This is a genomic window from Methylorubrum thiocyanatum (assembly GCA_014138645.1).
In the GTDB taxonomy this organism is placed as follows: domain Bacteria; phylum Pseudomonadota; class Alphaproteobacteria; order Rhizobiales; family Beijerinckiaceae; genus Methylobacterium; species Methylobacterium thiocyanatum.
Genome location: JACJIB010000003.1, coordinates 722,684 through 748,887 on the forward strand (window position 1 = coordinate 722,684; position 26,204 = coordinate 748,887).

Annotated in this window: 21 protein-coding genes; 15 read left to right on the plus strand and 6 right to left on the minus strand. The window is 69.6% G+C overall.

The genetic code is table 11. The features are described from left to right. The first annotated feature begins 8 nt into the window (after positions 1-8). Positions 9-395: a helix-turn-helix domain-containing protein gene (locus tag HNR51_RS11030; RefSeq protein ID WP_182554951.1), complete on the plus strand. Its 387-nt coding sequence runs from the start codon at positions 9-11 to the stop codon at positions 393-395. Between the two features lie 45 nt (positions 396-440). On the opposite strand, the gene HNR51_RS11035 is transcribed toward HNR51_RS11030, so the two are convergent. From HNR51_RS11035 to HNR51_RS11045, 3 genes are all read right to left on the minus strand, one after another. Beyond that, positions 441-3,611: a multidrug efflux RND transporter permease subunit gene (locus tag HNR51_RS11035; RefSeq protein WP_182554952.1), complete on the minus strand. Its 3,171-nt coding sequence runs from the start codon at positions 3,609-3,611 to the stop codon at positions 441-443. Positions 3,612-3,689: 78 nt separating this feature from the next. After that, complete coding sequence (locus HNR51_RS11040; protein ID WP_152277654.1) at positions 3,690-5,030, minus strand: efflux RND transporter periplasmic adaptor subunit; 1,341 nt, start codon at positions 5,028-5,030, stop codon at positions 3,690-3,692. 430 nt (positions 5,031-5,460) lie between these two features. Further along, positions 5,461-5,889 carry a hypothetical protein gene (locus HNR51_RS11045; protein WP_012455394.1) on the minus strand — a complete coding sequence of 143 codons (429 nt, stop codon included), beginning with the start codon at positions 5,887-5,889 and terminating at the stop codon, positions 5,461-5,463. 245 nt (positions 5,890-6,134) lie between these two features. Here HNR51_RS11045 and HNR51_RS11050 point away from each other — a divergent pair, with 245 nt between their 5' ends. Further along, on the plus strand, positions 6,135-6,734 hold the full coding sequence (locus HNR51_RS11050) for a L,D-transpeptidase (protein WP_182554953.1): 600 nt from the start codon (positions 6,135-6,137) through the stop codon (positions 6,732-6,734). A gap of 204 nt (positions 6,735-6,938) precedes the next feature. Here HNR51_RS11050 and HNR51_RS26695 read toward each other — a convergent pair whose 3' ends face one another. Next, positions 6,939-7,289, minus strand: a complete 351-nt coding sequence (locus HNR51_RS26695) for an acyl-CoA dehydrogenase family protein (protein WP_239681640.1) — start codon at positions 7,287-7,289, stop codon at positions 6,939-6,941. 584 nt (positions 7,290-7,873) lie between these two features. On the opposite strand from HNR51_RS26695, the gene HNR51_RS11060 reads away from it, so the two are divergent. The 11 genes from HNR51_RS11060 to HNR51_RS26700 all read left to right on the plus strand — a co-directional run bounded on the left by HNR51_RS11060 (position 7,874) and on the right by HNR51_RS26700 (position 21,329). Then, the gene (locus HNR51_RS11060) at positions 7,874-8,575 is read left to right on the plus strand and encodes a sugar transferase (protein ID WP_141952348.1); all 702 of its coding nucleotides are present in this window, start codon (positions 7,874-7,876) and stop codon (positions 8,573-8,575) included. 197 nt (positions 8,576-8,772) lie between these two features. Next, positions 8,773-9,942 carry a glycosyltransferase gene (locus HNR51_RS11065; RefSeq protein ID WP_012455397.1) on the plus strand — a complete coding sequence of 390 codons (1,170 nt, stop codon included), beginning with the start codon at positions 8,773-8,775 and terminating at the stop codon, positions 9,940-9,942. 30 nt (positions 9,943-9,972) lie between these two features. Beyond that, the gene (locus tag HNR51_RS11070) at positions 9,973-10,935 is read left to right on the plus strand and encodes a GumC domain-containing protein (protein ID WP_182554955.1); all 963 of its coding nucleotides are present in this window, start codon (positions 9,973-9,975) and stop codon (positions 10,933-10,935) included. Then, complete coding sequence (locus tag HNR51_RS11075) at positions 10,932-12,239, plus strand: polysaccharide biosynthesis/export family protein (protein ID WP_182554956.1); 1,308 nt, start codon at positions 10,932-10,934, stop codon at positions 12,237-12,239. The genes HNR51_RS11070 and HNR51_RS11075 overlap by 4 nt, the downstream gene beginning before the upstream one ends. Positions 12,240-12,248: 9 nt before the next feature. Then, entirely contained in the window at positions 12,249-13,685 is a 1,437-nt protein-coding gene (locus HNR51_RS11080; RefSeq protein ID WP_182554957.1) for a hypothetical protein, read from the plus strand. Between the two features lie 303 nt (positions 13,686-13,988). Beyond that, positions 13,989-15,119: a glycosyltransferase family 4 protein gene (locus HNR51_RS11085; RefSeq protein WP_182554958.1), complete on the plus strand. Its 1,131-nt coding sequence runs from the start codon at positions 13,989-13,991 to the stop codon at positions 15,117-15,119. A gap of 127 nt (positions 15,120-15,246) precedes the next feature. After that, a complete protein-coding gene (locus HNR51_RS11090; protein ID WP_210279931.1) occupies positions 15,247-16,146 on the plus strand; it encodes a glycosyltransferase family 2 protein in 900 nt (299 codons plus the stop codon). Further along, on the plus strand, positions 16,143-17,834 hold the full coding sequence (locus HNR51_RS11095) for a tyrosine-protein kinase domain-containing protein (protein WP_182554960.1): 1,692 nt from the start codon (positions 16,143-16,145) through the stop codon (positions 17,832-17,834). Before HNR51_RS11090 ends, HNR51_RS11095 begins: the two co-directional genes overlap by 4 nt. Then, positions 17,821-19,107, plus strand: a complete 1,287-nt coding sequence (locus HNR51_RS11100; protein WP_182554961.1) for a polysaccharide pyruvyl transferase family protein — start codon at positions 17,821-17,823, stop codon at positions 19,105-19,107. The genes HNR51_RS11095 and HNR51_RS11100 overlap by 14 nt, the downstream gene beginning before the upstream one ends. Next, complete coding sequence (locus tag HNR51_RS11105) at positions 19,104-20,399, plus strand: glycosyltransferase family 4 protein (RefSeq protein ID WP_182554962.1); 1,296 nt, start codon at positions 19,104-19,106, stop codon at positions 20,397-20,399. Before HNR51_RS11100 ends, HNR51_RS11105 begins: the two co-directional genes overlap by 4 nt. A 333-nt stretch (positions 20,400-20,732) precedes the next feature. Further along, the gene (locus HNR51_RS26700) at positions 20,733-21,329 is read left to right on the plus strand and encodes an acyltransferase (protein WP_182554963.1); all 597 of its coding nucleotides are present in this window, start codon (positions 20,733-20,735) and stop codon (positions 21,327-21,329) included. 60 nt (positions 21,330-21,389) lie between these two features. Here HNR51_RS26700 and HNR51_RS11115 read toward each other — a convergent pair whose 3' ends face one another. Further along, positions 21,390-22,256: a glycoside hydrolase family 16 protein gene (locus HNR51_RS11115; RefSeq protein WP_182554964.1), complete on the minus strand. Its 867-nt coding sequence runs from the start codon at positions 22,254-22,256 to the stop codon at positions 21,390-21,392. Continuing rightward, a complete protein-coding gene (locus tag HNR51_RS11120; RefSeq protein ID WP_239681641.1) occupies positions 22,253-23,395 on the minus strand; it encodes a glycosyltransferase family 4 protein in 1,143 nt (380 codons plus the stop codon). Before HNR51_RS11120 ends, HNR51_RS11115 begins: the two co-directional genes overlap by 4 nt. A gap of 469 nt (positions 23,396-23,864) precedes the next feature. Here HNR51_RS11120 and HNR51_RS11125 point away from each other — a divergent pair, with 469 nt between their 5' ends. Together HNR51_RS11125 and HNR51_RS11130 are read left to right on the plus strand one after the other, a co-directional pair. Continuing rightward, a complete protein-coding gene (locus HNR51_RS11125) occupies positions 23,865-25,364 on the plus strand; it encodes an oligosaccharide flippase family protein (RefSeq protein WP_182554966.1) in 1,500 nt (499 codons plus the stop codon). A 145-nt stretch (positions 25,365-25,509) separates the two neighbouring features. Further along, positions 25,510-26,151, plus strand: a complete 642-nt coding sequence (locus HNR51_RS11130) for a class I SAM-dependent methyltransferase (RefSeq protein WP_012455410.1) — start codon at positions 25,510-25,512, stop codon at positions 26,149-26,151. The last annotated feature ends 53 nt before the right edge of the window (positions 26,152-26,204 follow it).

Here is a 26,204-nt window from a genome sequence, read left to right on the forward strand (position 1 = left end):
CAGCAGCCATGAAGCCGCAAATCATCAGAACGGAAACGGGCGAGGAACTCGTCGTGCTGACGCGGCGGGAGTACGATGCCCTTGTCGCGGCCATTGATGACGAGGAGGATGAGGATCGCGCCGCCGCGCAGCTGGCGGACGCGTACCTCGCCGAGGAAGAGGCCGGTCGAGGCGCCGCAATCCCACATTGGTTCGTGAAGCTCGTGGTTCAGTACGGCTCGCCGGTCGCCGCCGCCCGTGCCCACCACGGTAGCACCCTCGCCGGGCTCGCGGACGCCACCGGCATCCCGCAGGACACCCTCATCCGGTTCGAACGGGCGGAAGCCGATCCGGACGACGAACAGCGGCACCGCATTGCGTCACACACCGGCATCGAGCCGAACTGGCTCCACTGATCAAGATGGGAGCGGACGCGGCCCGGCTGCGTCCGCTCCCATCCGCTACTCCGCCGGCACCGAATGCCCGTGCGGCGCGTGCACCGCCCCCGGCGCGGTGCCGGCGTTCTCGCCCGCGGCGACCTCCTTGCGCTTGAACAGGCGCATCACCACCACGAAGAACACCGGCACGAAGAACACCGCGAGCACGGTGGCCGAGATCATGCCGCCCATCACGCCGGTGCCGATCGCCTGCTGGCTCTTCGAGGAGGCGCCGGTGGCGATGGCCAACGGCACCACGCCGAAGATGAAGGCGAGCGAGGTCATCACGATCGGGCGGAAACGCAGAGTCGCCGCCTGGATCGTCGCCTGCACGATGTTGGTGCCGGGCTTCCACAGCTCTCGGGCGAACTCCACGATCAGGATCGCGTTCTTGGCCGAGAGGCCGATGATCGTGATGAGCCCGATCTTGAAGTAGACGTCGTTGGGCATGCCGCGCAGGTAGACCGCCGCGACCGAGCCGATGACGCCGAGCGGGATCACCAGCAGCACCGAGATCGGGATCGACCAGCTCTCGTAGAGCGCGGCCAGACACAGGAACACGATCAGCACCGAGAGCGCCAGCAGCAGCGAAGCCTGGCTGCCCGCCTCCTTCTCCTGCAGCGACTGGCCGGTCCAGGCGTAGCCGAAGCCCTTCGGCAGGAAGGTCATCAGCCGCTCCATCTCCTTGATGGTGTCGCCGGTGGTGTAGCCGGGGGCCGGATCACCGGTGATGCGCACGGACTGGTAGCCGTTGAAGCCGATGATCTGGGCGGGGCCGACGCCCCATTTCAGGTCGGCGAAGGAGGACATCGGCACCATCGTCCCCTGCGCATTCTTGACCGAGTAGTTCAGTAGATCGGACGCGTGCAGGCGCTGGAGATCCTCGGACTGCACGATCACGCGCTGCATCTTGCCCCGGTTCGGGAAGTCGTTGACGTAGACCGAGCCGAGATTGACCTGGATCGTGTTGTTGATGTCCTCGAAATCGACGCCGAGCGCCGCCGCCTTCTCGCGGTCGATGATCAGTTCGGCCTCGGGCGCGGGCGGCAGGCCCTCGACGTAGACCTTGGTCAGCACCGGACTCTTACGCGCCAGCGAGAGCAACTGCTCCTGGGCCGCCATCAGCGCCGAGTAGCCCTTCTGCGCTCGGTCCTGCAGGCGGAACGAGAAGCCGGAAGCATTGCCGAGGTTGTCGATCGGCGGCGGCTCCAGCGCCTGGATCACCGCATCCTTGTAGCCGCCCAACGCCTTGTTGGTGCCCTCCACCAGCTTGGCGGCGGAGTTCTCCGCGTCGCGCTCGCTCCAGGGCTTGAGCGTGACGAAGGCCTGGCTCGTCATCTGGCCCTGACCGGAGAAGGAGAAGCCGTTGATGACCGTCACCGTGGCGACGCCGGGCTGCGCCAGCAGGTGTTCCTCGACCCGCTTCACCGCCGCTTCCGTGCGGTTGAACGAGGAGCCCGGCGGAGTCTGGATGTCGACGGTGAAGAAGCCCTGGTCCTCCAGCGGCAGGAAGCCCTCCGGCAGGCGCATGAAGGCGTAGGCCACGCCAGCGACGAGCACGAGGTAGATCAGCATCACCCGGCCGGACTTCTTGATGAACCACGCGACGCCGCGGCCGTAACGGGCGGTCTCCCGGTCCACGAAGTGGTTGAACCAGCCGAAGACCCCGCCCTTGGCGTGGCCGTGCCCCTTCTCGATGGGTTTCAGCATCGTGGCGCAGAGCGCCGGAGTCAGCGAGAGCGCGAGCAGGGCCGAGAAGGCGATGGAGGTCACCATCGCGATCGAGAACTGCCGGTAGATGATGCCGACCGAGCCGGGGAAAAACGCCATCGGGATGAACACGGCGATCAGCACCAGGGTGATGCCGATGATCGCTCCCGTGATCTGGCCCATGGCCTTGCGGGTCGCCTCCTTCGGGGGCAGCCCCTCCTCGTTCATGATGCGCTCGACGTTCTCGACGACGACGATGGCGTCGTCGACGAGGATGCCGATGGCGAGCACCATGCCGAACATGGTCAGCACGTTCACGGAGAAGCCCGCGAGCAGCATCACCGTGCAGGTGCCGAACAGAGCGATCGGCACGACGATGGTCGGGATCAGGGTGTAGCGGATGTTCTGCAGGAACAGGAACATCACGACGAAGACGAGCACCACCGCCTCGATCAGCGTGTGCAGCACCTTCTCGATCGAGGCGTCGACCGCAGGCGTGATGTCGTAGGGGATGTCCCACTTCACCGTGTCGGGGAAGAACTGCGACAGCTCCTCCATCTTGGCGCGGATGGCCTTCGCGGTCTCGATGGCGTTGCCGTCGGGCGCCAGCGTCACCGAGATGCCCGCCGCCGGGCCGCCGTTGAGGCGGGTGGTGAACTTGTAGTCGTCGCCGCCGAGTTCGATCCGGGCGACGTCGCGCAGGCGCACGTTGGAGCCGTCGGGATTGGCCCGCAGCACGATGGCGCCGAACGCCTCCGGCTCGGTCATCTGCCCCTTGACGATGATGGGGAAGTTGACGGCGTGGCGCTCAGGGCTCGGCTGCGCGCCCACGGCGCCGGAGGCGATCTGCACGTTCTGCCGGCCGATCGCCTTGGTCACGTCGGCGGCGTTCAGCGACAGGCCGCGCAGCTTGTCCGGGTCGATCCAGATCCGCAGCGCCCGCTCGGTCGAGTAGAGGGTCGCGCGGCCGACGCCGGGGATGCGGCGGATCTCGTTGATGACGTTGCGGATGAGGAAGTCGCCGAGGCCCACCTCGTCGGTCTTCCCGTCGGTGGAGACCAGCGTGATGATGTTGAGTGTCGCAGCGGAGGCCTCCTCCACGAGGATGCCCTGCTGGCGCACCTCCGCCGGCAGGCGCGCCTCGACGCGCTTCAAGCGGTTCTGCACCTCGACGCCGGCATAGCCGGGATCGGTGCCGGGCTGGAAGCTCGCGGTGATCTCGACGACGCCGAACGAGTCGGAGGCCGATTCGAAGCTCAGGATGTTGGCCGCGCCGTTCAGCTCATCCTCGATGAGGCGCGTCGTGCCGGTGTAGAGATTCTCCACCGAGGCGCCGGGATAGGAGGTCGAGAGCGCGATCGCGGGGGGGGCGATGATCGGGTATTGCGCGATCGGCAGTTGCGGGATCGAGAGCGCGCCGCCCAGCAGAATGAACAGGGCGACGACCCAGGCGAAGACCGGCCGGTCGATGAAGAAGCGAGCCATGAGGCGCGTTGAAGTCCTGTGTCATCGGGCCGGCGGCACGGGAGGCACCCGCCGGCCACGCGAGGTCGGAAAGAAGGATCAGTCGGCGAACTGGGCGACGGGCTGGGCGCTCGGGTCGGTCGCGGCCGCCCCCTTGCCGCCGGTCTCGTGACCACTCGTCTCGTGACCGTCGGTGTCGTGGTTATCGGTATCGACTGGCTTGCCCTCGTCGGCGGCGGCTTCCGTCTTCCAGGGAATCGTCTTCACCTGGATGCCTGCGGAGATCTTCTGGAAGCCCTCGACGACGACCTTCTCGCCGCCCTCCAAGCCCTCGCGGATCAGCCAGTTGCCGCCGACCACGGGGCCGACCTCGACCGGCTGAAGCATCACCTTGCCGTCCGGCTTGACCACCCAGACTTCCGGCTTGCCGTCGTTGGTGCGCTGGATCGCCTGCTGCGGCACGGCGATGGCGTCGGAATCGATGCCCTGCTTGATCCGGGCGCGGACATACATGCCGGGGAACAGCTCGTTGTGCGGGTTGGGGAACTGCACGCGGAGCGTCACCTGGCCCGTGCTCGGGTCGGCGGTGACGTCGGAGAACAGCAGGCGCCCGGCCGAACCGTAGAGCGTGCCGTCATCCATGATGAGGTGGACGTTGGCGGTGTCGGCGGCGAGCTTGGCCAGTTCGCCCGAGGCGATGTCGCGGCGCAGCTTGTTCAGTTCGCCCACCGACTGCGTGATGTCGACATAGATCGGATCGAGCTGCTGGATCGTGGCAAGCACGCCCGTGGCGCCGGATTCGATCAGCGTTCCCTCGGTGAGCAGCGCCCGGCCGATGCGGCCGGAGATCGGCGCGCGCACGTCGGTCCAGGACAGATTGAGCCGCGCCCGGTCGCGGGCCGCCTTGGCGCCGGCCACTTCGGCCTCGGCCTGCTTCTTGGCGGCGAAGGCCGTGTCGTACTGCGCTTGGCTCGCGGTGTTGCGGGCGAGCAGGGTCTCCAGGCGCTCGGCCTGCTGGTTGGCCAGCACCAGCGCCGCCTCGCGGTTGGCGAGCGTCGCCTCGGCGCTGGCGAGATCCACCTGATAGGGTGCGGGGTCGATCTTGTAGAGGACGTCGCCCTCGTTGACGTGGCTGCCCTGCTCGAACAGGCGCTTGATCACGAGGCCCGAGACGCGGGAGCGCACCTCGGCGATGCGCATCGGCGCGACGCGGCCGGGCAGGTCGCGGACATAGGGAATCGGCTGCGGACGCACGCTGACGACGCTGACCTCCGGCGGGGGCAGCGGCACGGGCGCGGCGGCCTTCTGCTCGTTGCAGGCGGAGACGGCGAGGAGGACGGCACCGACGAGGCCGGAGGCCGGCAGGGACCAGCGGAAGCGGCGGCGGCCGGCCTCGGCGGGACCGGGCTCGCTGCCAGGCAACTGGGGAGACGGCGTCACGATAGGGATACTCCTACGATGCTCTACGGGTCGCATCGGCGTCTGTCCGAGGGCAGCGGGTCTGCCTCCGGGCCGATGCCGTGAGCGCGGACGGCGCTCTCACGGAAAAGAGCCCCCAGCGTCACGGATGACGGGCGAAGACCGGATCGGCCTCACGCACCGTTGCAATCACCGGGCCTCCACGACGATCGGGGATCGGAAGGCCCTGGACGAGGATGCCGGAAGCATCGGGAACGGCCGAGACGGCACGCGCCAAGTGCGGTCGGAATGCATCCTGAGGGTGAAGTTTGGCAATCCGACGACGGCACGCAACGCCGCCGCCTGATCGCTCGCCCCCCTCGAAGCGCCCGTGCGGCCGGTACGACGCGCTCGCGCGTCGGATCGCTTCGTCTTCTCCCGAAAGCCGCAGGCCGGCTTTCGGAATGAGGCTCTAGACCCGGGGCGGACGCTCAGGCTGGCCGCGTTCCGCCGCGAAGGGGCTGCGGTCGGATGCCGGGCGGGGCAGGGCGGAGGCTTCCGCCCGGTCAGGCCCGGGCATGATGACGCCGATGCGCCCGTGGCTCGCCACCTCGTCGAGATCGAGCATCGAGCGTCCGATCCGGACGCTGGCGAGCGGGTCGGTCTCGGGCCGCTGCTCGAAGGTCACCTCGCCGCGGGCCTGCGGGATGCCGCCGAGAGCCGAGCCGTCGGCCGGCAGGCCGATGACGACGAGCAGGCTCAGCAGCCCGACCAGGGCGGACAGGGCGAGACGGGTCGGAAGGCCGGCATGTGCACGGCCCGGCGAGGCAGGGCGGGGCATGAGGATCACGGTGACGTCATTGTGGTGGATGAAACGTTGCGACGCAATCGACTGCGACATCCTGGCTGGCCTCCGGAGCAGGACCCGCGGCCCTTTCATCCTGCGGAGCACGCTCCGGCCCGCGGCCGATGTGCCGGGCCGCACGCGGTTCGGGTCTGGCCCAACCCTGGCCCGACGATTCGGGGCGGGCGTTGCAGGGAACCCACAGCTCTGCCTTTCTCCTGCCCCGGCCGGCGGCCCAAAAGTGCCGGATCGGCCCGCCGGAGCTCTCGCGCGGCGGCGCCCCTTCGAGGAGGACCCCCGTCTTGCCGACCCGATCCTGGCTTCGCCGTCCCGCGCTGTCGCGCCTCGCCCCGACGCTCGCCCTGAGCGGCGCCCTCGCGGCCGCCACGCTCGTGCCGGCCCGCGCCAACCCGCTCGACAGCGGGCCGCTCGCCGACTTCATCAACGTCTTCAAGACCCAGGCCATCCCCCGCGAGACGGTGGCCTATGCCGGCAAGGAGAAGCCCGGCACGATCGTGATCTCCACGAGCCAGCGCCGGCTCTACTACGTGCTCGGCGGCGGCGAGGCGATCCGCTACGGCGTCGGCGTCGGGCGGCGCGGCTTCTCGTGGTCGGGCACGAAGACGATCACCGGCAAGAAGGAATGGCCGGCCTGGCGCCCGCCGTCGCAGATGCTCGCCCGCCGCCCGGACCTGCCGCGCTACATGGCCGGCGGCCAGGACAACCCGCTCGGCGCGCGCGCGATGTATCTCGGCTCCTCGCTCTACCGCATCCACGGCTCCAACGAGCCGGAGACGATGGGCGCGGCGGTCTCCTCGGGCTGCATCCGCATGACCAACAAGGACGTGGTCGATCTCTACGACCGGGTGCGGGTTGGGACCAAGGTGATCGTGAAGGACTGATTGTCAGCACACGGGACGTTTGTCGGCAGGAGCGGGACGTCTGTCGGTCATCCGCTCCAAAAAGGCCGCGCAGGACCTCGTCTAACCGAGGGCGCAGCCTCTGGACGATCGGCGTCGCCAGCCTCGGCGCGGCCGGAATCCGTCCCACTGCGAATGGAAGCCCAGGCCGGAAGCCTTGCCTAGGCGAGCAGGATCTGAGCGCGACTATTCGAAGGCGGCAGCAAAACCGCCGACTCGCAGCAGAATGGTCCGCGCCGCGTCGATTGATGCGGCGGCCTCGGCGACCCGCAGCTGGACGGTCGCGCATTCGGCCATGCGGTTGCCACCACCGGCCGCCGCGCCACGGGTGACGCGCCCGCTGACCGCCTCGCGAGAGCTTTCGAGCGCGCCCATTGCGGCGCCGATGGCGGTCGCGGCGAGGCAGGATGGGATGTTGCACAGCATCGGGATGCCGTAGCGCGGGTTCGTGTCGACGAGCCGGCCGGGGGTGCGGCCCGTCGTGGTTTCACCGAACCGCAGCACCCGGTGGGCGGGCACGACCGCGTCCGGCGTCATCCGCGTCCGGCGGCGGGCAGCGTACTTCCCCGATGTCGCCGAGGTGCGCGACGAACAGCCTGCGTCATGGGGTTGGTGCCACGCAGCATCCAGCCCATCGCGCACCGCATAGTGGTCGGCCGCCCCGCGGGGCCCTGGCGGCGTCGAGCGTTCCCAAGACGTCGTGCACCTCCCGCAAGGGGCCGCACACGAGATGCGCCGTGTCTCCCGACCCAAGCGCGTGCATCGGGAGCAGCGCCACCCAGCCCGATCGACGGCGCGAAAGCGAGGCACCTCGGCACCGATCCGCGTGCGTTGCCGACCAGCCTGAGCGTCCAGACGCGGCCTGAAACTCGCGCAGGTCTGGAAACCAGCGAATTCGGACGGTCGAATTTCCATAGGTGATCTAACAAATTCCTAACAAATATTTATTAGGAATAAAATCAACGCATCGGCCTCAAAAAACCTCATAAAAAGTCCGCGATGCCGAGAAATTGAGCTGTCCTTGCACACGCCGTGACTTGCGATGCTGCGGCGCAGCAGGCAATTGTAATCGTACGTGGTTAACGGCGTCTTTCGGGGATTTCGTCAAAACGGAGACTCAGGTGTCGGATCAGAATCTCTTCATTGCCGGCCCACGTCTGAAGTGGGCGCCGTTCCTCTCGCAGGGTCGGCAGTTCGTCCCACACCGGGTTGTCGATCGGGCGCTCAAGCGCAGTTTCGACGTGAGCGCCGCGCTGACGGCACTGATTATTTTGCTGCCTTTGTTTGTCATGTTCGCGCTGGCAATCTGGGCCGTGGATGGCAGCTCGCCCTTCTATCGCCATCGGCGGCTCGGACGCGGCCAGAAGAGCTTCGGCTGTCTGAAGTTCCGCACCATGCGCATCGACAGCCAGGAGGCGCTCGCCCGCCATCTGTCGGAGAACCCGGCCGCGCTCGCCGAATGGAACCTGACCCGCAAGCTCAAGGACGATCCGCGCATCACGCCGATCGGACATGTGCTGCGCAAGTCGAGCCTCGATGAGTTGCCGCAGCTCGTCAACATCATCCGGGGCGAGATGAGTTTCGTGGGGCCGCGGCCGATCGTCGAGGAAGAAATCGAGAAGTACGGCGATGCGGCATCGGCCTACTTCGCTGTGCGCCCCGGCCTCACCGGCGCCTGGCAGATCAGCGGTCGTTCGGACACGACCTACGCGGAGCGCGTGCGCCTCGACCGCCAATACGTCGAATCGCAGAACTTCGCAGGCGATATCCTGATCATCCTCCGCACGATCCCGGCGGTCTTCATGGTCAAGGGCTCCTACTAGCCTCGAGAGCCGGTCGCGGCCGATCCTGAGCCGGGGCGACTTCGCTCCCGCACAATCGGCTCCGCCGGATCACCACGAGGAAAATCGTCCGCGGGCTCGGCCCTTTGCTGAGCGGCCGACGGAGAGGGGCCGGCCAGCGAGCATGGCCGTTCCAAGGCGAGCCTTGTCGTCCGAAGTCCCGGTCTCGGAGAAGCGTCATGCGTGTTGCGATCATCCACTACTGGCTCGTGGGCATGCGCGGCGGCGAGAAGGTGATCGAAGCACTCGGCCGGATGTATCCCGAAGCCGACATCTTCACGCATGTGGTCGTGCCGGAGGTCTTGTCGGAGGAACTGCGCCGCCACACGATCCGCACCTCGTTCATCGCCAAGCTGCCGCGGGCGGCGCGGATGTATAAGTCCTATCTGCCGCTGATGCCGCTGGCATTGGAACAGCTCGATCTCAGCGGATACGATCTGATCATCAGCAGCGAGTCGGGGCCGGCCAAGGGCATTATCCCGCCGGAGGGCGCGGTCCACCTCTGCTATTGCCATTCGCCGATGCGGTACATCTGGAACATGTACCACGATTACCGGCGCACCGCCGGGCCGGTCGCGCGGGCGGCGATGCCGCTGCTGACCCACTACCTGCGGACCTGGGACGCGAGTTCGGCCGCGCGGGTCGACCGGTTCGTCGCCAATTCGAGCACCGTGGCCGGTCGCGTGCGCCGGTATTACCGCCGGGACGCGGAGGTCATCCATCCGCCGGTCGATGTCAGCGCCTTCGCCCCGGTCGCACCGGAGGAGGTCGGCGACTACTACCTGATGGTCGGCGAACTCGTCCGCTACAAGCGGCCGGACATCGCCGTGCGCGCCTTCAACACCCTGAAGCGGCGCCTCGTGGTGATCGGCGGCGGCGAGATGCTGGACGAGCTGCGCGCGCTCGCCGGCCCCACCGTGCAGATCCTCGGGTCGCAGCCCTTCGCCGCCCTGCGCCATCACTACGCGCGGGCGCGCGGCCTCGTCTTCCCCGGCGAGGAGGATTTCGGGATCGTGCCGGTGGAGGCGATGGCGAGCGGGCGCCCGGTGATCGCCTACGGCCGCGGCGGCGCGACCGAGACCGTGGTGGACGGGCATACCGGGCTGTTCTTCGACGAACAGAGCGAGGATGCGCTGATCGACGCCATCGCGCGCCTCGAGGGCCTGGATCTCGATCCGGCCGAGATCGCTCTGCATGCGCGGCAATTCAATCCCGCCCGGTTCGAGCGTCAGATGCGGGAGGCGGTCGCAACGGCCTGGGTGGAAGCCTATGGCCGCCAGCCGCCCGCGGCGGTGCCGGAGGCCGGCGCCCCGATTCCCCTGAGCCGCAGACGCCCGGCCTATGCGTGAGTCTTCCTTCGGCGCCGGGGCGCAGCGGCGATGAGGATCGCCCGCCTCCGCACGGCGTCAGCGCCGGCGCCCCTGACGATCTGGAGCGGCGCGCGTCCCGCCGAGGAGGCTTCGGCGGGCATCGCCGCGAGCCTGGGGCTCCTGCGCCGGAAGCTGCCGTTCCTGGCGCTGTGGATCGCGGCCTTCGTCGCGGCCGGAGCGGTCTACGTGAAGCTGCTTCGGCCGGATTTCGTCGCCACGACGCAGGTCCTCCTGCAACCGCGCGTCATCATCAACGACGGCCCCGAGGATGTGCGGCACTTCCACCAGTTCATGATCGACGGCGAGCAGTGCGAGACCGAATTGCGGGTCCTGCGCTCGGAGCAGCTGCTCTACCGCGTCTTCAAGGCGCTGAACCTCGCCGAGGCGCCGGAGATCCGCAGCGGCCCGGACGGGCTGTGGACCTATATCGACGCCAAGGCCCGTCAGTTCGAGCGCCTCATCGGTCCCGCCGACGACGGTGTCCCGGCCTTCTACGCCTTCGCCAACCGGGTGCGCTCGCGCCGCCTCGGCCTGTCCTACGTGATCGAGATCTCCTACCGCGCGCAGAGCGCCGGCCAAGCGGCCCGGGTCGTGAACGCCATCGCCGTGGCCTACGCCGCGCACCGTCTGCGGGGCGTGCTCGCCCGCGCGCAGCGCAGGGGCGTCTATCTCGAGAGCCGCCTGACGAGCCTGCAGGCGCAGCTCCTGGCGGCCGATGCCGGCCTGCGCCTCGGGATCGTGCCCGAGACCGGCATGCCCGATGCCGACGTGCGCCTGCTCGGGCCCGCCACGCTGCCGCTGCGCAGTTCTTTCCCGAAGCCGGGACCGTTGCTCGCCATGATGGCCGGACTCGGGGCGGTGAGCGGTCTGCTGATCGTGCTGTTGCCGCGGACGACACCGCGGCCCACGCGCCCGGCCGCGCGGATCGGACACTCGATCGCACACTCGCCTGAACGCGTGAGGATCGCATGAGGACGCCTGCCCCTTCCCGGCATGCCGCGGCCCGTCTGGCCCTGGCCTTCCTGCTCGCCGCCCCCGGTACGGCCCTGGCCGAGGAGCCCTACCGGCTCGGCCCCCAGGATCAGCTCGAGGTCAAGGTCTCGGATCTGCGTGCCGGAACCGGCGAGGCCTACCAGTGGCAGGCGTTCAACGGCGAGTTCACGGTGGCCCCGTCGGGACAGGTGGCGCTTCCGGTCGTGGGCGAGATCGAGGCCAGCGGCCGCACGACGACGGAGGTCGCCGCCGACCTCGCCGAGCGCTTGAGGGCCAAGGCCGGGCTCGCGGCGAAGCCCGACGCCTCGGTCCAGATCGTGAAGTTCCGTCCGTTCTACGTCATGGGCAGCGTCGAGAAGCCGGGCGAGTACGACTACCGGCCCCAGCTCAGCGTGCTTCAGGCGGTCAGCATCGCCGGCGGCATGCAGCGGGTGCCCACCGACATCCTGCTGCGCTTCACCCGCGAGGCGGTGCAGGCGCGCGGCGACATCCAGGAGCTCTCGGCGACCCGACTGGCCCTGATCGCGCGCCAAGCCCGGCTCGATGCGGAGATCCGGGACACCGCGATCACCTTCCCGACCGAACTCCAATTTCGCAGCAAGGAGGCCGAGATCGCCCGCATCCTGCGCGAGGAGCGCCTCGCCCTCGACACCCGCCGGGCCGCCCTCGACGCGCAGATCGTCAATCTCAAGCATTACAAGGACTTCCTGACCGAGCAGATCGCTTCCCTGACGACCAAGGATGCCAAGACGGCCGACCAGCTCGACGTGATGAAGAGCGAACTCGCCCGCATCACCGGTCTCGTGGCCAAGGGCCTCTCGGCGATGCCGCGGCAGATCGAGGCCTCGCAGACCATCGCGACGCTCGAATCGAACCGGCTCGACATCCAGATCGCCGTGATCCGGGCCCGGCAGGACATCTCGAAGGCCGACCGCGACATCCTCGACCTCAAGGATCAGCGCCGCAACGTCGCCCTGCAGGAATCGGCCGAGACGCGGATCAAGCTCAACGAGACCGAGGCGAAGCTCGGAGCGGCCGGCAACCTCCTGCGCCAAGCGGAAATCACCTCGCCCGCCGCCGTGCTGGCCAATTCCGAGGCCTTCGCCAAGCCGGACTACCTCATCCTCCGCCGCCGCGGGACCAAGGCCGAGACGCTGCCGGCCGACGAGGACGACCTACTCCAACCCGGCGACGTGGTGCGCGTGCAGCCGCGGATGAACGCCCCGAGCCCGTCCGCTGCGGGGGGCGCCAGCGCCCTTGCCGGACCGGCCAACGATGAGTGAGGCGAGCCCGTGAGCTGGCCTGCCGCGCTCCTCTGGGTTCTGATCTTCGCGGCGGCCGCCTCGAACGGACCGGGCCTGCTCTACCTGTTGATGGCCTGCGGCGCGTTCGGCTCGCTGCAGATGCTGCCGGGAAGCGGCGGCGCGAATCTGCTGCCTCAGTCGGCCTGCGCCGCCGTCTTCATCGGCAAGGTGCTGATCCAGCGCGGCAACGTCCTGCGCGCCGTCGAGGCCGGCCTCGATCCGCAGCGCCTCGCCCTGTTCTCGGCCTTCCTCGTCTACGCCCTCTTCGGCGCCGTGGTGCTGCCGCGGGTGTTCTCCGGAATGATCGAGGTGGTGCCGGTCTCCGCCTTCCGGTTCGGCACGGACATCCTGAAGCCGGGGGCGGGCAACATCACCCAGTCCGGCTACATGATGCTGTCCTACGCCACGGCCCTGTCCTTCACGGTCATCGGCCAGACGGAGGCGATGCGCGCGCATTACCGGCGCGCGCTGCTCTATGGGGCCTGCACGCTCGTCGCCACCGGCCTCGTCGACCTGATCACCTTCACCCTCAACATCGGCGCCGTCCTCGAACCGTTCCGCACCGCGACCTACGCGCTCCTGACGGATGTCGAGGCCGAGGGCGCCAAGCGCGTGGTCGGCCTGATGCCGGAAGCCTCCAGCTACGGCACGGCCTGTGTCGGCCTCGCGGCGGCGCTCGTCTTCAACCGCCCCCTCTACAGCCCGGGCAACGAGCAGCGTCTGGTGATCGTCGCGATCGGCGCCCTGGTGCTGATGACCATGCTCTCGACCTCGTCGACCGCCTATGTCGGCCTCGCCGTGTTCGGCCTGATCTACGGCCTCGATCTTCTCGTGCGCATGCTGGATGCGGGCAATGCGCGCCGCGACCAGATCGGTCTGGAAGTCGGCCTCATCGTGTTCGTCGTCTTCGCAGTGTTCGCGGCCTTCGTGATCAAGCCGGCGCTGTTCGATCCGATCGTCGCGATGGTCGACAAGATGGTCTTCCAGAAGTCCAGCTCGGCCTCCTACGTCGAGCGCAGCCTGTGGAACCGGGTCGGCTGGCACGCCTTCCTCGATTCCGGCGGCCTCGGCGTCGGGCTCGGCTCGGTCCGCGTCTCGAACTGGGCGATCTCGATCCTCGGCAGCACCGGCATCTTCGGTGCGCTGATGATGTTCGGCTTCATCGCGCAGCAGCTCGTGGCCGTCCCACGGAACGCCTCGCGCGAGGTGGTTGTGTTCGCCACCGTCACGAAGCTCGGGCTGGTGCCGGTTCTGGTGATGTACCAGCTCTCCGGCACCATTCCCGATATCGGGATCGCCGCCTCCGCGGCGCTCGGCATGATTGCGGCCACCCACGCACCGTCCGCCCGGCGGCGGGCCGTCCCTCCGCCGTCGCTCGCCGGCCGGTCCGCGCCGGTCGGCGCTCCCTCGGGGTTCCGGTCGTGAGCGCGATCGCGGCCCGCGGCGGGGCCGGCCCGACCGACGTTCGGAGCGGTGCACCCGTGGGCCGGACGCGGCCGATGCCGGGACGGACCCGGCACCGGGCGCAGGGCCTGATCGATCACGCCCCTGCGCTCGGTCCAAAGGACCGATCACACGAAGTTGTCATCCCCGGCGGAGCGGATCGGCCTAAACCGGATGAGGCTGGCTCTTCGGCAGGATGGCCGAGGCGATCCGGTCGGAGACGGCACGCCGACTTCGTCCCGCGTGTCGAGGCCTCCGCTTCCTTGTTCAGTCGGCGAGGGGCCGATGTATCGTGGCGATGTCCATCTTCTTACCCGCGATCCGCCCCTGACGCGCGCGGAGGCTGCCTCCGAAACCGCGGCCTTCACGATCAACGGGCGCTTCTATGCCCAGCCCGTGACCGGGGTGCAGCGCTATGCCCGGGAGATCGTCACCGAACTCGACGGCCTGTTGAGCCGACAGGGGGCTCGGGCCCGGATGATCCTGCCGCCGGCGGCCGCGCCTCCGCCGGTTCTCGCAGCGATCCGGCCGCGTCGCGCGGGCGGTGCCGCGGGGCATCTCTGGGAACAGGCGGTCCTGCCGTTCCGGTTGCAGGCACCGCTGCTCAACCTGTGCAACACCGGCCCGCTGTCGATGCGCCGGCAGGTCGTGTGCATGCACGACACGAACGTGTTCGACGAGCCGGAGAGCTACAGCCCCGCCTTCCGTGCGCTGTACCGGGTGCTGCTGCCGGGCCTCGTGAAGCGCGGGGCGGTGATCACCTCGGTCTCGCACTTCTCCGCCCGCCAGCTCGCCCAGCGTCTGGGGATCGCGCCGCAGGCGATCACGATCATGTACAACGGGCGCGAGCACGTGTTCCGCTGGAACGCGGCGGCGTCCGGCCTGCCGGCTCGCCTGAGCGGAATCCGACCCTTCGTCCTGCTGCTCGGAAGCCGCGCCCGGCACAAGAACGCCGCCTTCATCCTGCGGCAGGCGGAGGCGCTCGACGCGCTGGGCATCGACCTCATCGTGGCGGGCGGATCGGCGGCGATCTTCTCGCGGACGGAATCCGTCAGGGCGAGCAACATCCGCGGCCTCGGCTTCGTCACGGACGACGACCTCGCCTGGCTCTACGCCCACGCCCTCTGCCTCGCCTTTCCCTCGCGCTCCGAGGGCTTCGGCCTGCCCCTTCTCGAGGCGATGACGCTCGGCTGCCCGGTGGTCGCCTCGGACCAATCTTGCCTGCCGGAGATCTGCGGCGAGGCCGGCCTGCTGGCGGGGCCGGACGATGCGCCGGCCTGGCAGGCGCATTTCCGCAACCTCATCGCGTCGCCGGACCTCCGGGCCGACCTGCGCGGACGCGGGCTCGAGCGCGCGAAAGCCTTCTCCTGGCGCGATTCGGCGCAGGGCTATCTCGACCTGCTCCGCCGCCTCTAGCGCCGCGCCCGATCGCAGCCCGGTCCGGAGCCGCGCTCGGCGCGGCGCGGCCGCGCACGCGGATCGCTCCGCCGCAGCGCCGCACCCGATCCTTCCCTGACAGCGAGAGAGGCCAGCGGTGACGAGCATGGCGCCCTTCAACATCGCCGAGACGGAACCGGCACGCGTCTGCGTCGGGATCGCGACCCGCGGTCGCCCGGACCAGCTCGCGGCGATGCTCGACAACCTCGCCGGGCAGACCCTGCCGCCGCAAGCGATCATCGTCTGTTGCTCGGGCCCCGAGGATGTCGGCGCGGTCGCCGCGCGCGGGGACGTGACGGTGGTCTATGAACAGCCGGGCCTCGCCCGGCAGCGCAACGGCATCCTGCGGGCGCTCCCCGAGGGTACCGACTTCGTCGTCTTCTTCGACGACGACTTCTATCCCGATTCGCGCTGGATCGAGACCGTGTCGCGGGCCTTCCGGACCGAACCGGATCTGGCCTGCATCACCGGCCACGTGCTGGCCGACGGCATCCTCGGGCCCGGGCTCACGCGCGAGGCGGCGCTGGCCTGCATCGCCGCCCACGACCCGGCCGCGGACGACTGGGTGATCGAGGGCTACAGCCCGTATGGCTGCAACATGGCCTTCCGCTGCGAGACCATCGCGGGACTGCGCTTCGACGAGCGGCTCGTGCTCTACGGATGGCTGGAGGACCGCGATTTCGGCACCCGGGTCGCGCAGCGGGGCGGACGGCTGATCAAGCTCGGCACGGCGACCGGCGTCCATCTCGGCGTCAAGGGCGGCCGCGTCTCCGGACGCAAGCTCGGCTACTCCCAGGTGATGAACCCGGTCTACATGCACCGGAAGAGCACGATGACCACCGCGCAGCTGATCCGCCAGATCGCGCGCAACGTCGCTTCCAATCTCGTCAAGTCGGCCCGGCCCGAGCCCTACGTGGACCGTCGCGGTCGCCTCGTCGGAAATCTCATCGCCGCGCTCGACCTGCTGCGCCTGCGCCTGACGCCGGAACGGGCTGCCTCCCTATGAACTACAGCTCCATGATCGTCCGCCCGGACGATCCGCATGACGGCCCGCGTCCCGGGTTCGAAGCGGCGGATCCGGGCCCGCTCGGGCACGATCCCGAGACGACGCTGATCGGCGACCTGATCGCGGCCGTCCGGCGGCAGGCCCTGGCCCTCGCGCTGTGGGTCCTGCTCTGTACGGCCGCCGGCGTCGCCTACGTGCTGATCGCCCAGCCCGAATTCGTGGCGGCGGCCCAGATCGCGCTCGAACCGCGGGTGCGCCTGCCGCCGGGCGCCGACGCGGCGGCGGCCGCCGCCGCCACGGCTCCGACCCTCGACAGCGCCCAGGCGGAGAGCCAGGTGCAGGTCATCCGCTCGGCGCGCAACCTGCGCTACGTGTTCGACACCCTCGGTCTCGACAAGGATCCGGCCTACGCGGCCAAGGGACCGGGCCTCGTGAGCCGGACCCTCGCCCGGGTCTCGGGCCTGCTTCCCTTCCTGGCCGCGCCGCCCCTCTCGCCGGAGGAGGAGGCGATGCGCGCCCGCGAAATCGCCTTCCAGAACTTCTCCGACCGGATCCAGGTCAAGCGGCTCGGGCAGTCCTACGTTCTCGAAGTGTCCTTCCGGGGGCTGACGCCGCAGGATGCCGCCCGCCTGACGAACGCGATCGCGGCCGCCTATATCCGAGACCAAGTGCTCGTCCGCGCCGCCTCGGATCAGCGCGGCAGCGAGTTCCTGCAGGGCCGGATCGCCCTGATCCAGGCCCAGAAGAAAGCCGCCGACGAGGCGGTCGCCACGGGCGTGATCACCGACTTCCAGTTCCCGGATTCGGATGCCCGCATCGTCGGCGCGGCCCTGCGACCGCTCGCGGCCGCCTATCCGCAGACCAAGCTGATCCTCCTGCTCGGGGCGCTTTTCGGCCTCGTCAGCGGCATCGGCTGCATCGCGGTCCTGCACAGCTTCGACCGCACCGTGCGCTCGCCGGCCCAGATCCGCCGCATGCTCGGCGTCGACAGCTTCGTCGTCCCGCGCTTCAAGGGCGGGCGCCTGACGGAGACCACCGCCCTCGACCGGCCGGATTCCGACTTCGCGCTCGCTCTGCGCCGCCTCCGCACCGTCCTCTTCGCCGTGGGCGGCGAGGCCCGCTACATCACGGTCGGCCTCGTCTCATGCCGGAAGGACGAGGGCTGCAGCACCCTCAGCGCCAATCTCGCCGGCCTGCTCTCCACATCGAGCGACCGGGTGGTGCTCGTGGATGCCGACCTGCGCGACCCCGAACTCACCCGCCGCTTCGCACCGAAAGCGACCGCCGGGCTCGAAAGCCTCGTGCTCTCACCCGTCATCGGCGCGGACCTGCCCGAAGTCGCCCTCGCCGGCACGCTCAGCTTCGTGCCCGCCGTGGCGGCCGGGCGGACGGCCAACCCCAACGCCTTTCTCGGGGCGCATGCGATGCGCGCCGCGCTGTCGCGGGTCAACGGCAAGCGGGATCTCGTCCTCGACCTGCCGCCGCTCGATGCCTCCCCCGACGCTCAGGCGATCGGACACATGCTCACCGGCATCGTCCTCGTCGCCAGCCTGAACCGGACGAAGCTCGACGAGCTCTCGGATGCGATCCGCGCCCTCCGGTCGACCGATTGCCGCGTCCTGGGGATTGTCCTCAACGATCCGGCGCCATCCCGCAAAGCCAGGAGGCAGGCCAGTGCATCAGCCTAGTGCGGAGCCGCGAGCGGAGAGCCGGCGGTCTGGCGCGCTGCGCGTCGGCCTGTTCAACGTCAAGTACAGCCCGAACCTCGGCGACGGACTGCTCTCGGAATGTATCGAGGCCGAGCTCAAGCGGATCGTGCCCGGGCTTTCCGTCGAGGCCTTCGATCTGGCCGGCCGCACGGACTACGTCGCGGGCGGGCGCCTGCGCGGCACCGCGCTGAGCCTGCTCCAGAGCAGCCCGACCCCCGTGCGCCACGGCCTCGCCCGCACGCTGCTCGGCCGGTCCTTGAGCCGTCAGCGCCCGGTCTGGCGCGCCCGGCTGGCGGGCATCGATGCGGCGGTGACCGGCGGCGGCAACCTGTTCAGCGACGCCGACCTCAATTTCCCCCTGAAGATCGATGCGGCCTGGGGCGAGCTGCGCGCGGCCGGCATCCCGACCGCGGTGTTCGCCGTCGGCGTGGCCGACAACTGGTCCGAGACCGGGGCCGCCCTGTTCCGGCGCGCGCTCGCGGGCACGCGCATCCTCCATGCCTCGGTGCGCGACGCGCGCTCGGCCGAGATCTGGAACCGGCGGCTCGGCCCCTCCGGCGCGCCCCGCGCGCAGGTGGTGCACGATCCCGGCCTTCTGGTCGCCCGGCACGTGCCGCAGCTGCGCCGACCCGGCACGACGCCGCGGATCGGCCTCGGCCTCACCCATCCGACCACGCTGCGCTACCATTCCGACGAGGCGGCGGTGAGCGAGCGCGATCTGAACGCGTGGTACGCTGCGCTGGTCCGCGGCTGCTTCGCCCGGGGCTGGACGGTCGACGTCTTCACCAACGGCTCTCCGGAGGACGAGGCCTATCTGCGCCGCCTCCGCACGATCCTGGCCGAGACCGCCCCGGCGCCGGCCGGCGGCCCGGCCATCACCTTCGCCCCGCGCTTCCGCAACCCGACCGAGCTGGCGGCCTTCGTCTCGGGGCTCGACCTGCTGATGGCCCACCGCCTGCACGCCAACATCGCGGCCTATTCCTACGGCATCCCGCAGATCGGCTTCACCTGGGACCTCAAGCTCGCGAGCTTCTTCGATCTCGTCGGGCGCAGCGACTATGTCCGCACCGCGGGCCGCGAGAGGCCCGAGGCCGTGCTGGCGCTGGCCGAGCGCGGCCTGCGCGAGGGCCTCGACCGCCGCCGCCACGCCGCGATCCTCAACGAGGCGCGGGCGGACGTGGCCGCCCTCGCCGAGGCCCTGACGACGAGCGTCGAAGCACGGGCCGCGCGGCTGCACGAGGCGCACCCATGAGCGGCTCTCCCGCAACCGCCGACATCACGCGCGAGGCCGTCCCGGGACCCGCGCCGAGCCGCGTCGTCGTGATCAACGACCGCTCCCTCGCCTTCGGAGGCGCCACCGGGCTCGCCCTGCTGAGCGCGCGCCTGCTGCAAGCGCGCGGCATCCCGGTGACCTATCTCGCCGGCGACGAGGGCGAGAATCCCGCCCTCGCGGAGGCCGGAATCCCGGTCCATGCCCTCGGAGGCAAGCGGCTCCTCGAGGCGGGGGCGCTGGCGAGCCTGCGCCGCGGCCTCTACAACCCGGCCACCCTCGACCTCGTCGGCGACCTGATCCGCCGCCACGACGATCCCGGCACGGTCTACCATCTCCACACCTGGAGCCAGATCCTGTCGCCCGCGGTGTTCCGCGCCCTCGAACCGGTGCGCGAGCGGCTGTTCGTGAGCGCGCACGACTTCTTCCTCACCTGCCCGAACGGGGCCTACGCCCTGTTCCGGCAGGGCCGGACCTGCCCGCACGTGCCGCTCGGCCTCGCCTGCCTCGCGACCCAGTGCGACCGCCGCAGCTACGCGCACAAGCTCTGGCGGGTGGCCCGCCAGACGGTCCAGGCTCGCACCCTGCGCTACCGGGACGCGGCGCCGCGCGTCCTTGCCATCCACGCGGCGATGCGCCCGCTCCTGGTCCGCGGCGGGGTGCCGGATGCGGCGATCACCACCGTCCCGAACCCGATCCATCCCTGGAGCACGACCCGCATCGCGGCCGAGCGCAACCGCGCCTTCGTCTTCGTCGGACGGCTCAACGAGGAGAAGGGCCCCGATCTCGCAGCGCGGGCCGCGCGGGCGGCGGGGGTGCCGCTGCTGGTGATCGGCGACGGGCCGCTCCTCGAACGGCTGCAGCGGGACCATCCCGAGGTCCGGTTCGCCGGCCGCCAGCCGGCCGATGCGGTGGCGCGGCTCGTCCGCGACGCCCGCGCGCTGGTCATGCCCTCGCGCTATCCGGAGCCCTATGGCCTCGTGGCCGGCGAGGCCCTGTGGAGCGGCCTGCCGGTCATCCTGACCGATCAGGCGCTGCTCGCCGCCGATATCGTGATCCGCCAAGCCGGCCTCGCCTGCGATCCCCGCGACGAGGCGGCGCTGGCCGGGGCCATGGCGCGGCTGGCGGGCGACGACGCGCTGACCGAGCGGATGAGCCGCAACGCCTTCAGCCGCACGGCCGACCTTGGCCACAGCACCGAGAGCTGGACCGACGCGCTGCTCGATGCCTACGCCGCCGTCCTAGCGGAGGCGATGCCGGCGCGGGCAGCCTGATCGGCCGCGCCGCGTCCGGCGATCGTCCGACACCCTGGTGGTGCGGGCCCCGTCGACGCGCGGCCAGGACCGTCGGCGGTCCGTATCACGCCCCGCTTCCTTGAAAGCAGGGCCCGATCGACGCCAGTCTCTGCTTTCGGCGCGCCAATGCAAGACGGACAGCATTGGGTCATTGCCGCAGAAATCCATCCATTTGAATAGAATATACCCCGTTATTTCACATTGAAATGATCAAAAGGGAATGCTTTTTGATACAAAGTCATACGGGTTCCGCATTCCGTTTCCATAATGGAACCTGTATCGGCAAGACCCATTCAGCCGCGAGGCGCGAATATGAAATTTGCCGTTGAATTGATGAGATACTTACTCATTGGTGTGGCGAATATCATTCCCAGGTTTCACACGCTGGACTACATCCGGACTTCGCTCCTCCGCATTGCAGGACTGAAGATCGGCCCAGAGACCCGCATATCCGGAAATCTCGTATTGGAGTTCAGTTTTCGGAAGCCGAGCGTCAAGAACGTCATCGTCGGCAGCGATAGCTTCATCGGCAATTACTGCAGGATTTCGGCTCTGAAATCGAGAGTATCGATTGGAGATCGGTGCAATATCGGTCCAGGCGTCTCGATTGATACGGCAGGGCACTGGTTCAATCGGGAAGCGAATAAAAGGAACTCCTACCACAAGCCCGTTGTCATCCGCGACAATGTCTGGGTCGGCGCCGGATGCATCATCCTGCCGGGCGTCACGATCGGCCAGAATTCCATCGTGGCCGCGGGAGCCGTCGTGGCCAAGGACGTCCCCGAGGGGGTGCTGGTAGGGGGCGTCCCGGCCAGGGTCATCAAAGCACTTCCCGAATTCGGTTCCGGCCCCAGTCTCGCGCCGGCCGATGATGGGCAGGCGGGGCTTCTGGTCAAAGGCGCCGGCTGATGTCGGGCCCTGGACACTTGGCGGAGCCAAATCCCTGGGGCCGCCGCCCCGCCCGCGCCGTCAATGCCCTGGGCAGCGCGCCGCCCGGCCCTCGGGATCGGGGGCATAGACGTGCACATAGTCGACGAGGAGCACCGAGGGGTTGGGCGTCCTGTCGATCGGGAAGCCCGAGCCGAGGGCGAGGTTGACCAGGGGGAACAGCGGCTTGTCGAGTTCCGGCGGGGTCGGTCGCCGCCAGACCGGCTTGCGGTCGAGATAGTAGGTGATGGTCTCGGGCGTCACCCGCACGCCATAGGTATGGAAGTCGTCGAGGAGCGAACCGGCCAGCACCGGGATCTTCTGCACCGTGTTCGTGGTGCGCTTCTTGTCCTCGCCCTTGTACCAGACGTGCAGGGCCGCCGAGTAGGCCGCATCCGAATGGCCGTAATACTCGATCACGTCGATCTCGATACTCGGGGTCTTGTCGGTGTTCGGGCGCTTCGTCCCGAGCCAGAAGGCGGGCCAGGTGCCCGGTCCCGGCGGAAGGCGCATGCGGGCCTCGAAGTAGCCGTAGCGCAGGCCGAACCCCGCACCCGTCCCGTCCGAGGCGGCGAGCAGGCCGGAGCGCCACTTGCCGGCCTCGTCCCGCCGGGCGGTAATGTGGAGGATGCCGTCCTTGATCGAGAAGGGGCCGGCCGGCGCGTCGTCGACGAAGCGGGCATCGCCGAAATCGCCGTTCCAGGGCGTGTGCGAGATCCAGCGCGCGGCGTTCAGCACCCGCGGGGCGACGCTGAGGCGGTCGAACTCCTCCATGAAGGCCGGCTTGTAGGCGCACAGGTCGAGCGCCTCGTCAGTTGCGGCGGCGGGGGAGGGGCCCAGCGGGCTGGCGGCCAGCGCAGACAGGAGGAGGGCGGCGCGCAGGGCCGGCGGCAGGATCGGAGCCTTCATCGATTAAGCATCTCCCGACTGATGTCGACATGGCGGCGGATGTAGCTTTCGGCCCCGATCCCGGCCTCGATCATGCGCGCCTGCGCCCGTACGGCGCGGAGGCGGGCCGCCTCGGGATCGGCCGCAATCTCCAGGAGCGCCGCCCGGAGCGCGGCCGGATCGCCCGGTGGCACGTAGCGGACGGCATCGGCGCCGAAATAGTCCTCGAGCCCGCCGGTGGCGGTCGCCACCACGGGCAGGCCGGCGAGCACGGCTTCCTGAATCACCGTGATACCGCTGGCATGGCGGTTGGGCTTCAGCGGCACGCAGACCACGCTGGCCTCGGCGAACTGCGCCGCGAGTTCGGCCTGGCTGCGGGCCTGCCCGATCCGCAGGTTCGGACGCCCACGGGCGAGCCGGCGCGGCGCCGTGCCCGAGAGGATGATCGCCGAGGCCTCCTTCAGCCCGTCGAGGGCCGCGACGAGGCAGGCCCAGTCCCGGTCCCGGTCGCTGCCGACCGCCAGGATGCGCAGCGGATGGCCCGGCCGCCGGACCGGCGCCGCGACGCGCTCGGAGGGAATCCCGAACGGCACGTGCAGCACCCGCTTGCCGGGAAACAGCGTGCGGGCGACCGCGAGGTTCTCGGTGGAATGGACGGTGAGCACGTCCACGTCCCGGATCAGGCGGCGGTACAGCATCCGGTGGAGCGGGCCGAGGCGCGCCCAGCGGTCGAACAGCCAGACGCTCTGCCCGATCAGCTTCGGCCGCCGCCTCCGGACGGCGAGGGCCGCGGCCACCGCGAGGAACTGCGATTCGGTGTGCGTCCAGACCACGTCGGCGGCCGTCAGCGCCGGGCCCTGGCGCAGGGCATGCAGCAGGTCGAACCCGAGAAGAACGCGCAGGCCCAACCGCAGGAACCGGGCCGCCGGATTCTCCGGATGCGCCCGCGAGAAGGCGAGCGTACAGCCCATCCGCTCGGCACGCCCATACCCGTAGGGCGTCTCGTCATTGACACCGACCAGGGTGCCCGCCTGCCAGGACCGGCGCCACGCCGCCGCGTCCTTGTCGGTCGCCAAGTGGACGAAGACGCGCAGCGGGCCGCCACCACGGGCTCTCCCGGCGCGATCGGCTCCGGCAACGCGGGGTTCCTGCGCATCCACCTGCAACGGCGCACCTGCCTGACGCGCACGGTCCCTGCAGGTATCCGTGCCCGGAACGGGACACGCTCACCCGCAAAATCGTCCGCGGACCGCCCGCGGCCGGACTCGTGCATGGATTTTGCAACGCATCATCGGCGGGAAGAAGCGTGGATGCAAGGCATGCCGGACAAGATGCGCCTCTGATGAACAATCGTTGATCTGTCAGCCATGCACCCGGTCTTTCGGCGCAGCGGCATATTGTGTAGGTCTTGGCTTTGCGGCGCCGCACAGAACTGATTTCGCCGAATCGACTGCTGTTCCGCGCGGCCTCGAACGGCTTCGCGCATCGAGAAACCTTGGTTCGGCGGGGGTGCGCTTCAGAATGAAGGAAGAGAACGAGCATCTCCGAGATCAAGGCGCTGCGTCCGACCTGGACCGGGCCCTGCCGCCGGAGGCGGCCGTCCCGCTTCCGGAGCCTGCGGCCCAGCCGATGCCGGATCCGACCCTGATCGCGGCGCAGGTACAGGGATCGGCCGAAGGATCGGCACAACCGTCACCGGGCAGCGGCTCCCGCACACTCGCGGTGAACGTGCTGGCCGGGGGCGGCGCGAACCTCGTGAAGATCGGCCTGCAACTGGTGATGCTGCCGCTGATGGCGCACCTGCTCGGCCCGGCCGAGTTCGGCGTCTACGCCCTGGCGCTTCCCACGGTCGCCTTCTTCATGACCCTGGCCGATGGCGGCCTCGGCGCCTCCCTCGCCCGCGAGCCGACGCAGTCGCGCGAGATCTGGTCGACCGCCTTCTGGCTGGTCCTGATGGTCGGGGCCGGCCTCACGCTCATCGTGGCCGGCTGGGGGGTGATCCTGGCGCAGTTGTCGCGCGAACCGCGGGTCGCGGACGTGATGGGACTGCTCTCGGTGAGCTTCCTCTTCGTCACCGTCTCGGTGCTGCCCTACGCCCGTCTGACGCGGGAACGCCGGCTCGCGGCGATCTCGGGGGCGGATCTCGCCGGCAACCTGATCGGCGCAGCGGTCGCCGTCATGCTCGCCCTGGGCGGCGCGGGCGCGATGAGCCTCGCCGCACAATACGTCATCCTCTATCTCGTGCGCGGGAGCGTCCTGAACCTCCTCGCCTTCGTGCGCCCGAGCCTCGTCTTCCGGCCCGCGATGCTCAAGGCGCATGTCTCCACCGGCAGCGCGCTGGTCGCCAGCCGGCTCGTCGACTTCGCCGGCCGGCTCGTGGAAAACCTCGTCTTCGGCCGCAACTTCGGTCCGGCGGCGCTCGGCACCTTCACCTTCGCCAACCAAGTGCCGCGCTTCGTCTGCGAGGCGGCCTCGGGCCCGCTCTGGGGCGCCCTCTACGCCCACGCCCTGCGCGAAGACGATGCGCATCTCGCGCGCCTGCACGCCAAGCTCGTGCACATCCTCAGCCTGCTCCTGGCGCCGGTGGCCTTCCTCACGGCCGCCGTCGTGCCCGGACTGATCCTGCGGATCCTTGGGCCGGCATGGAGCGACGCCGCGACGATCCTGAGCATCCTGATCCCGTTCTACGCGCTGAACGCGGTGGCGCATCAGAGCGGAGCCCTCCTGCTCGCCAAGGGTTCGGGCTGGACGCTGTTTCGCCTCTCGCTCCTCCTCGTCGTCGCGCGAGTCGCCGCGGTGCTGCCCGGCCCCTGGCTCGGCCCCTTCGGCGTCGCCTGGGGCATCGGCGTCGCGCAGGTTCTCTTCGCCGGACTGATGCTGCGGGCGCCCGGCCGGATCGGCCTGTCGCCGACCGGGCCGCTGCTGCGCGGAATGCTGGCGCCGACGCTGGCCGGGATCGCCGCCGGCCTCGCCTGCCACGTCATCGTGCAGGGTGCCCCCACGGAGATCCCGCGCATCGCCCTCGGGCTCGTCGCCGGCCTCGTCGGCTACCTCGTCGTCCTGTTCCTGCTCGAAGGCTCACGCCTGCGGGAGGATCTCGGCGGCCTCCGCCGCCTGATGCGCCGATGAGGGACCGGACAGGCCGGGCCGCGCGCGGGCGGGATCGCCCATGGCCCGGGCGGGATGCCGCCGCGGGTGTCGCACCAGGATTCGGAGGCCGGTTCCGCCTCGGCGGACGGGCTCGGCCTCAAACCGCCACGGGGACGCATCAGGGATGATCATCGCAGGCCTTCTCGACGCGATCTGGCAGAGGCCAGCCTTGTGGGAAAAGCTGCGCGGGATGCTTCGCAGCGTCGGCTACGACACCACCGACTGGGTCCGCTCGGCGATGTACCGCGACTGCTTCGCCTTCATCCACACGCTCGGGCCGGAGCGGCTCGACGTGCTGGAGATTTCCGGCGGCAACCAGTGGACGCGCGACTTCGCCTTCAAGAGCTACGAGAACACCGAGTATCCGGGCTTCGACATCTGCGCCGAGACGCTGCCGCGCCAGTTCGACCTGATCATTGCCGATCAGGTGTTCGAACACCTGCCCTGGCCCTACCGGGCCGGACGGAACGTCTGGTCCATGCTCAAGCCGGGTGGGCACCTCGTCATCGCGACGCCCTTCCTCGTGCGCGTCCACCGGGTGCCGATCGACTGCTCGCGCTGGACCCCGGACGGGCTGAGCTACCTCCTGCAGGAATGCGGCTTCGCCGCGCAGGACATCCGTGCCCAGGCCTGGGGGAACCGTGCCTGCCTGGTGGGCAATCTCCGCTCATGGCGCAAGCGCGGCTTTTTCGGCTCGCTCGCCAACGAGCCGGATTATCCCGTCATGGTCTGGGCGTTCGCGCGCAAGTCGCCGGACGCCACCTAGAGCCGCAACCGACCCGACTGCACCGGGCCGACGTCTCGAGGTCCTCGTTTTGA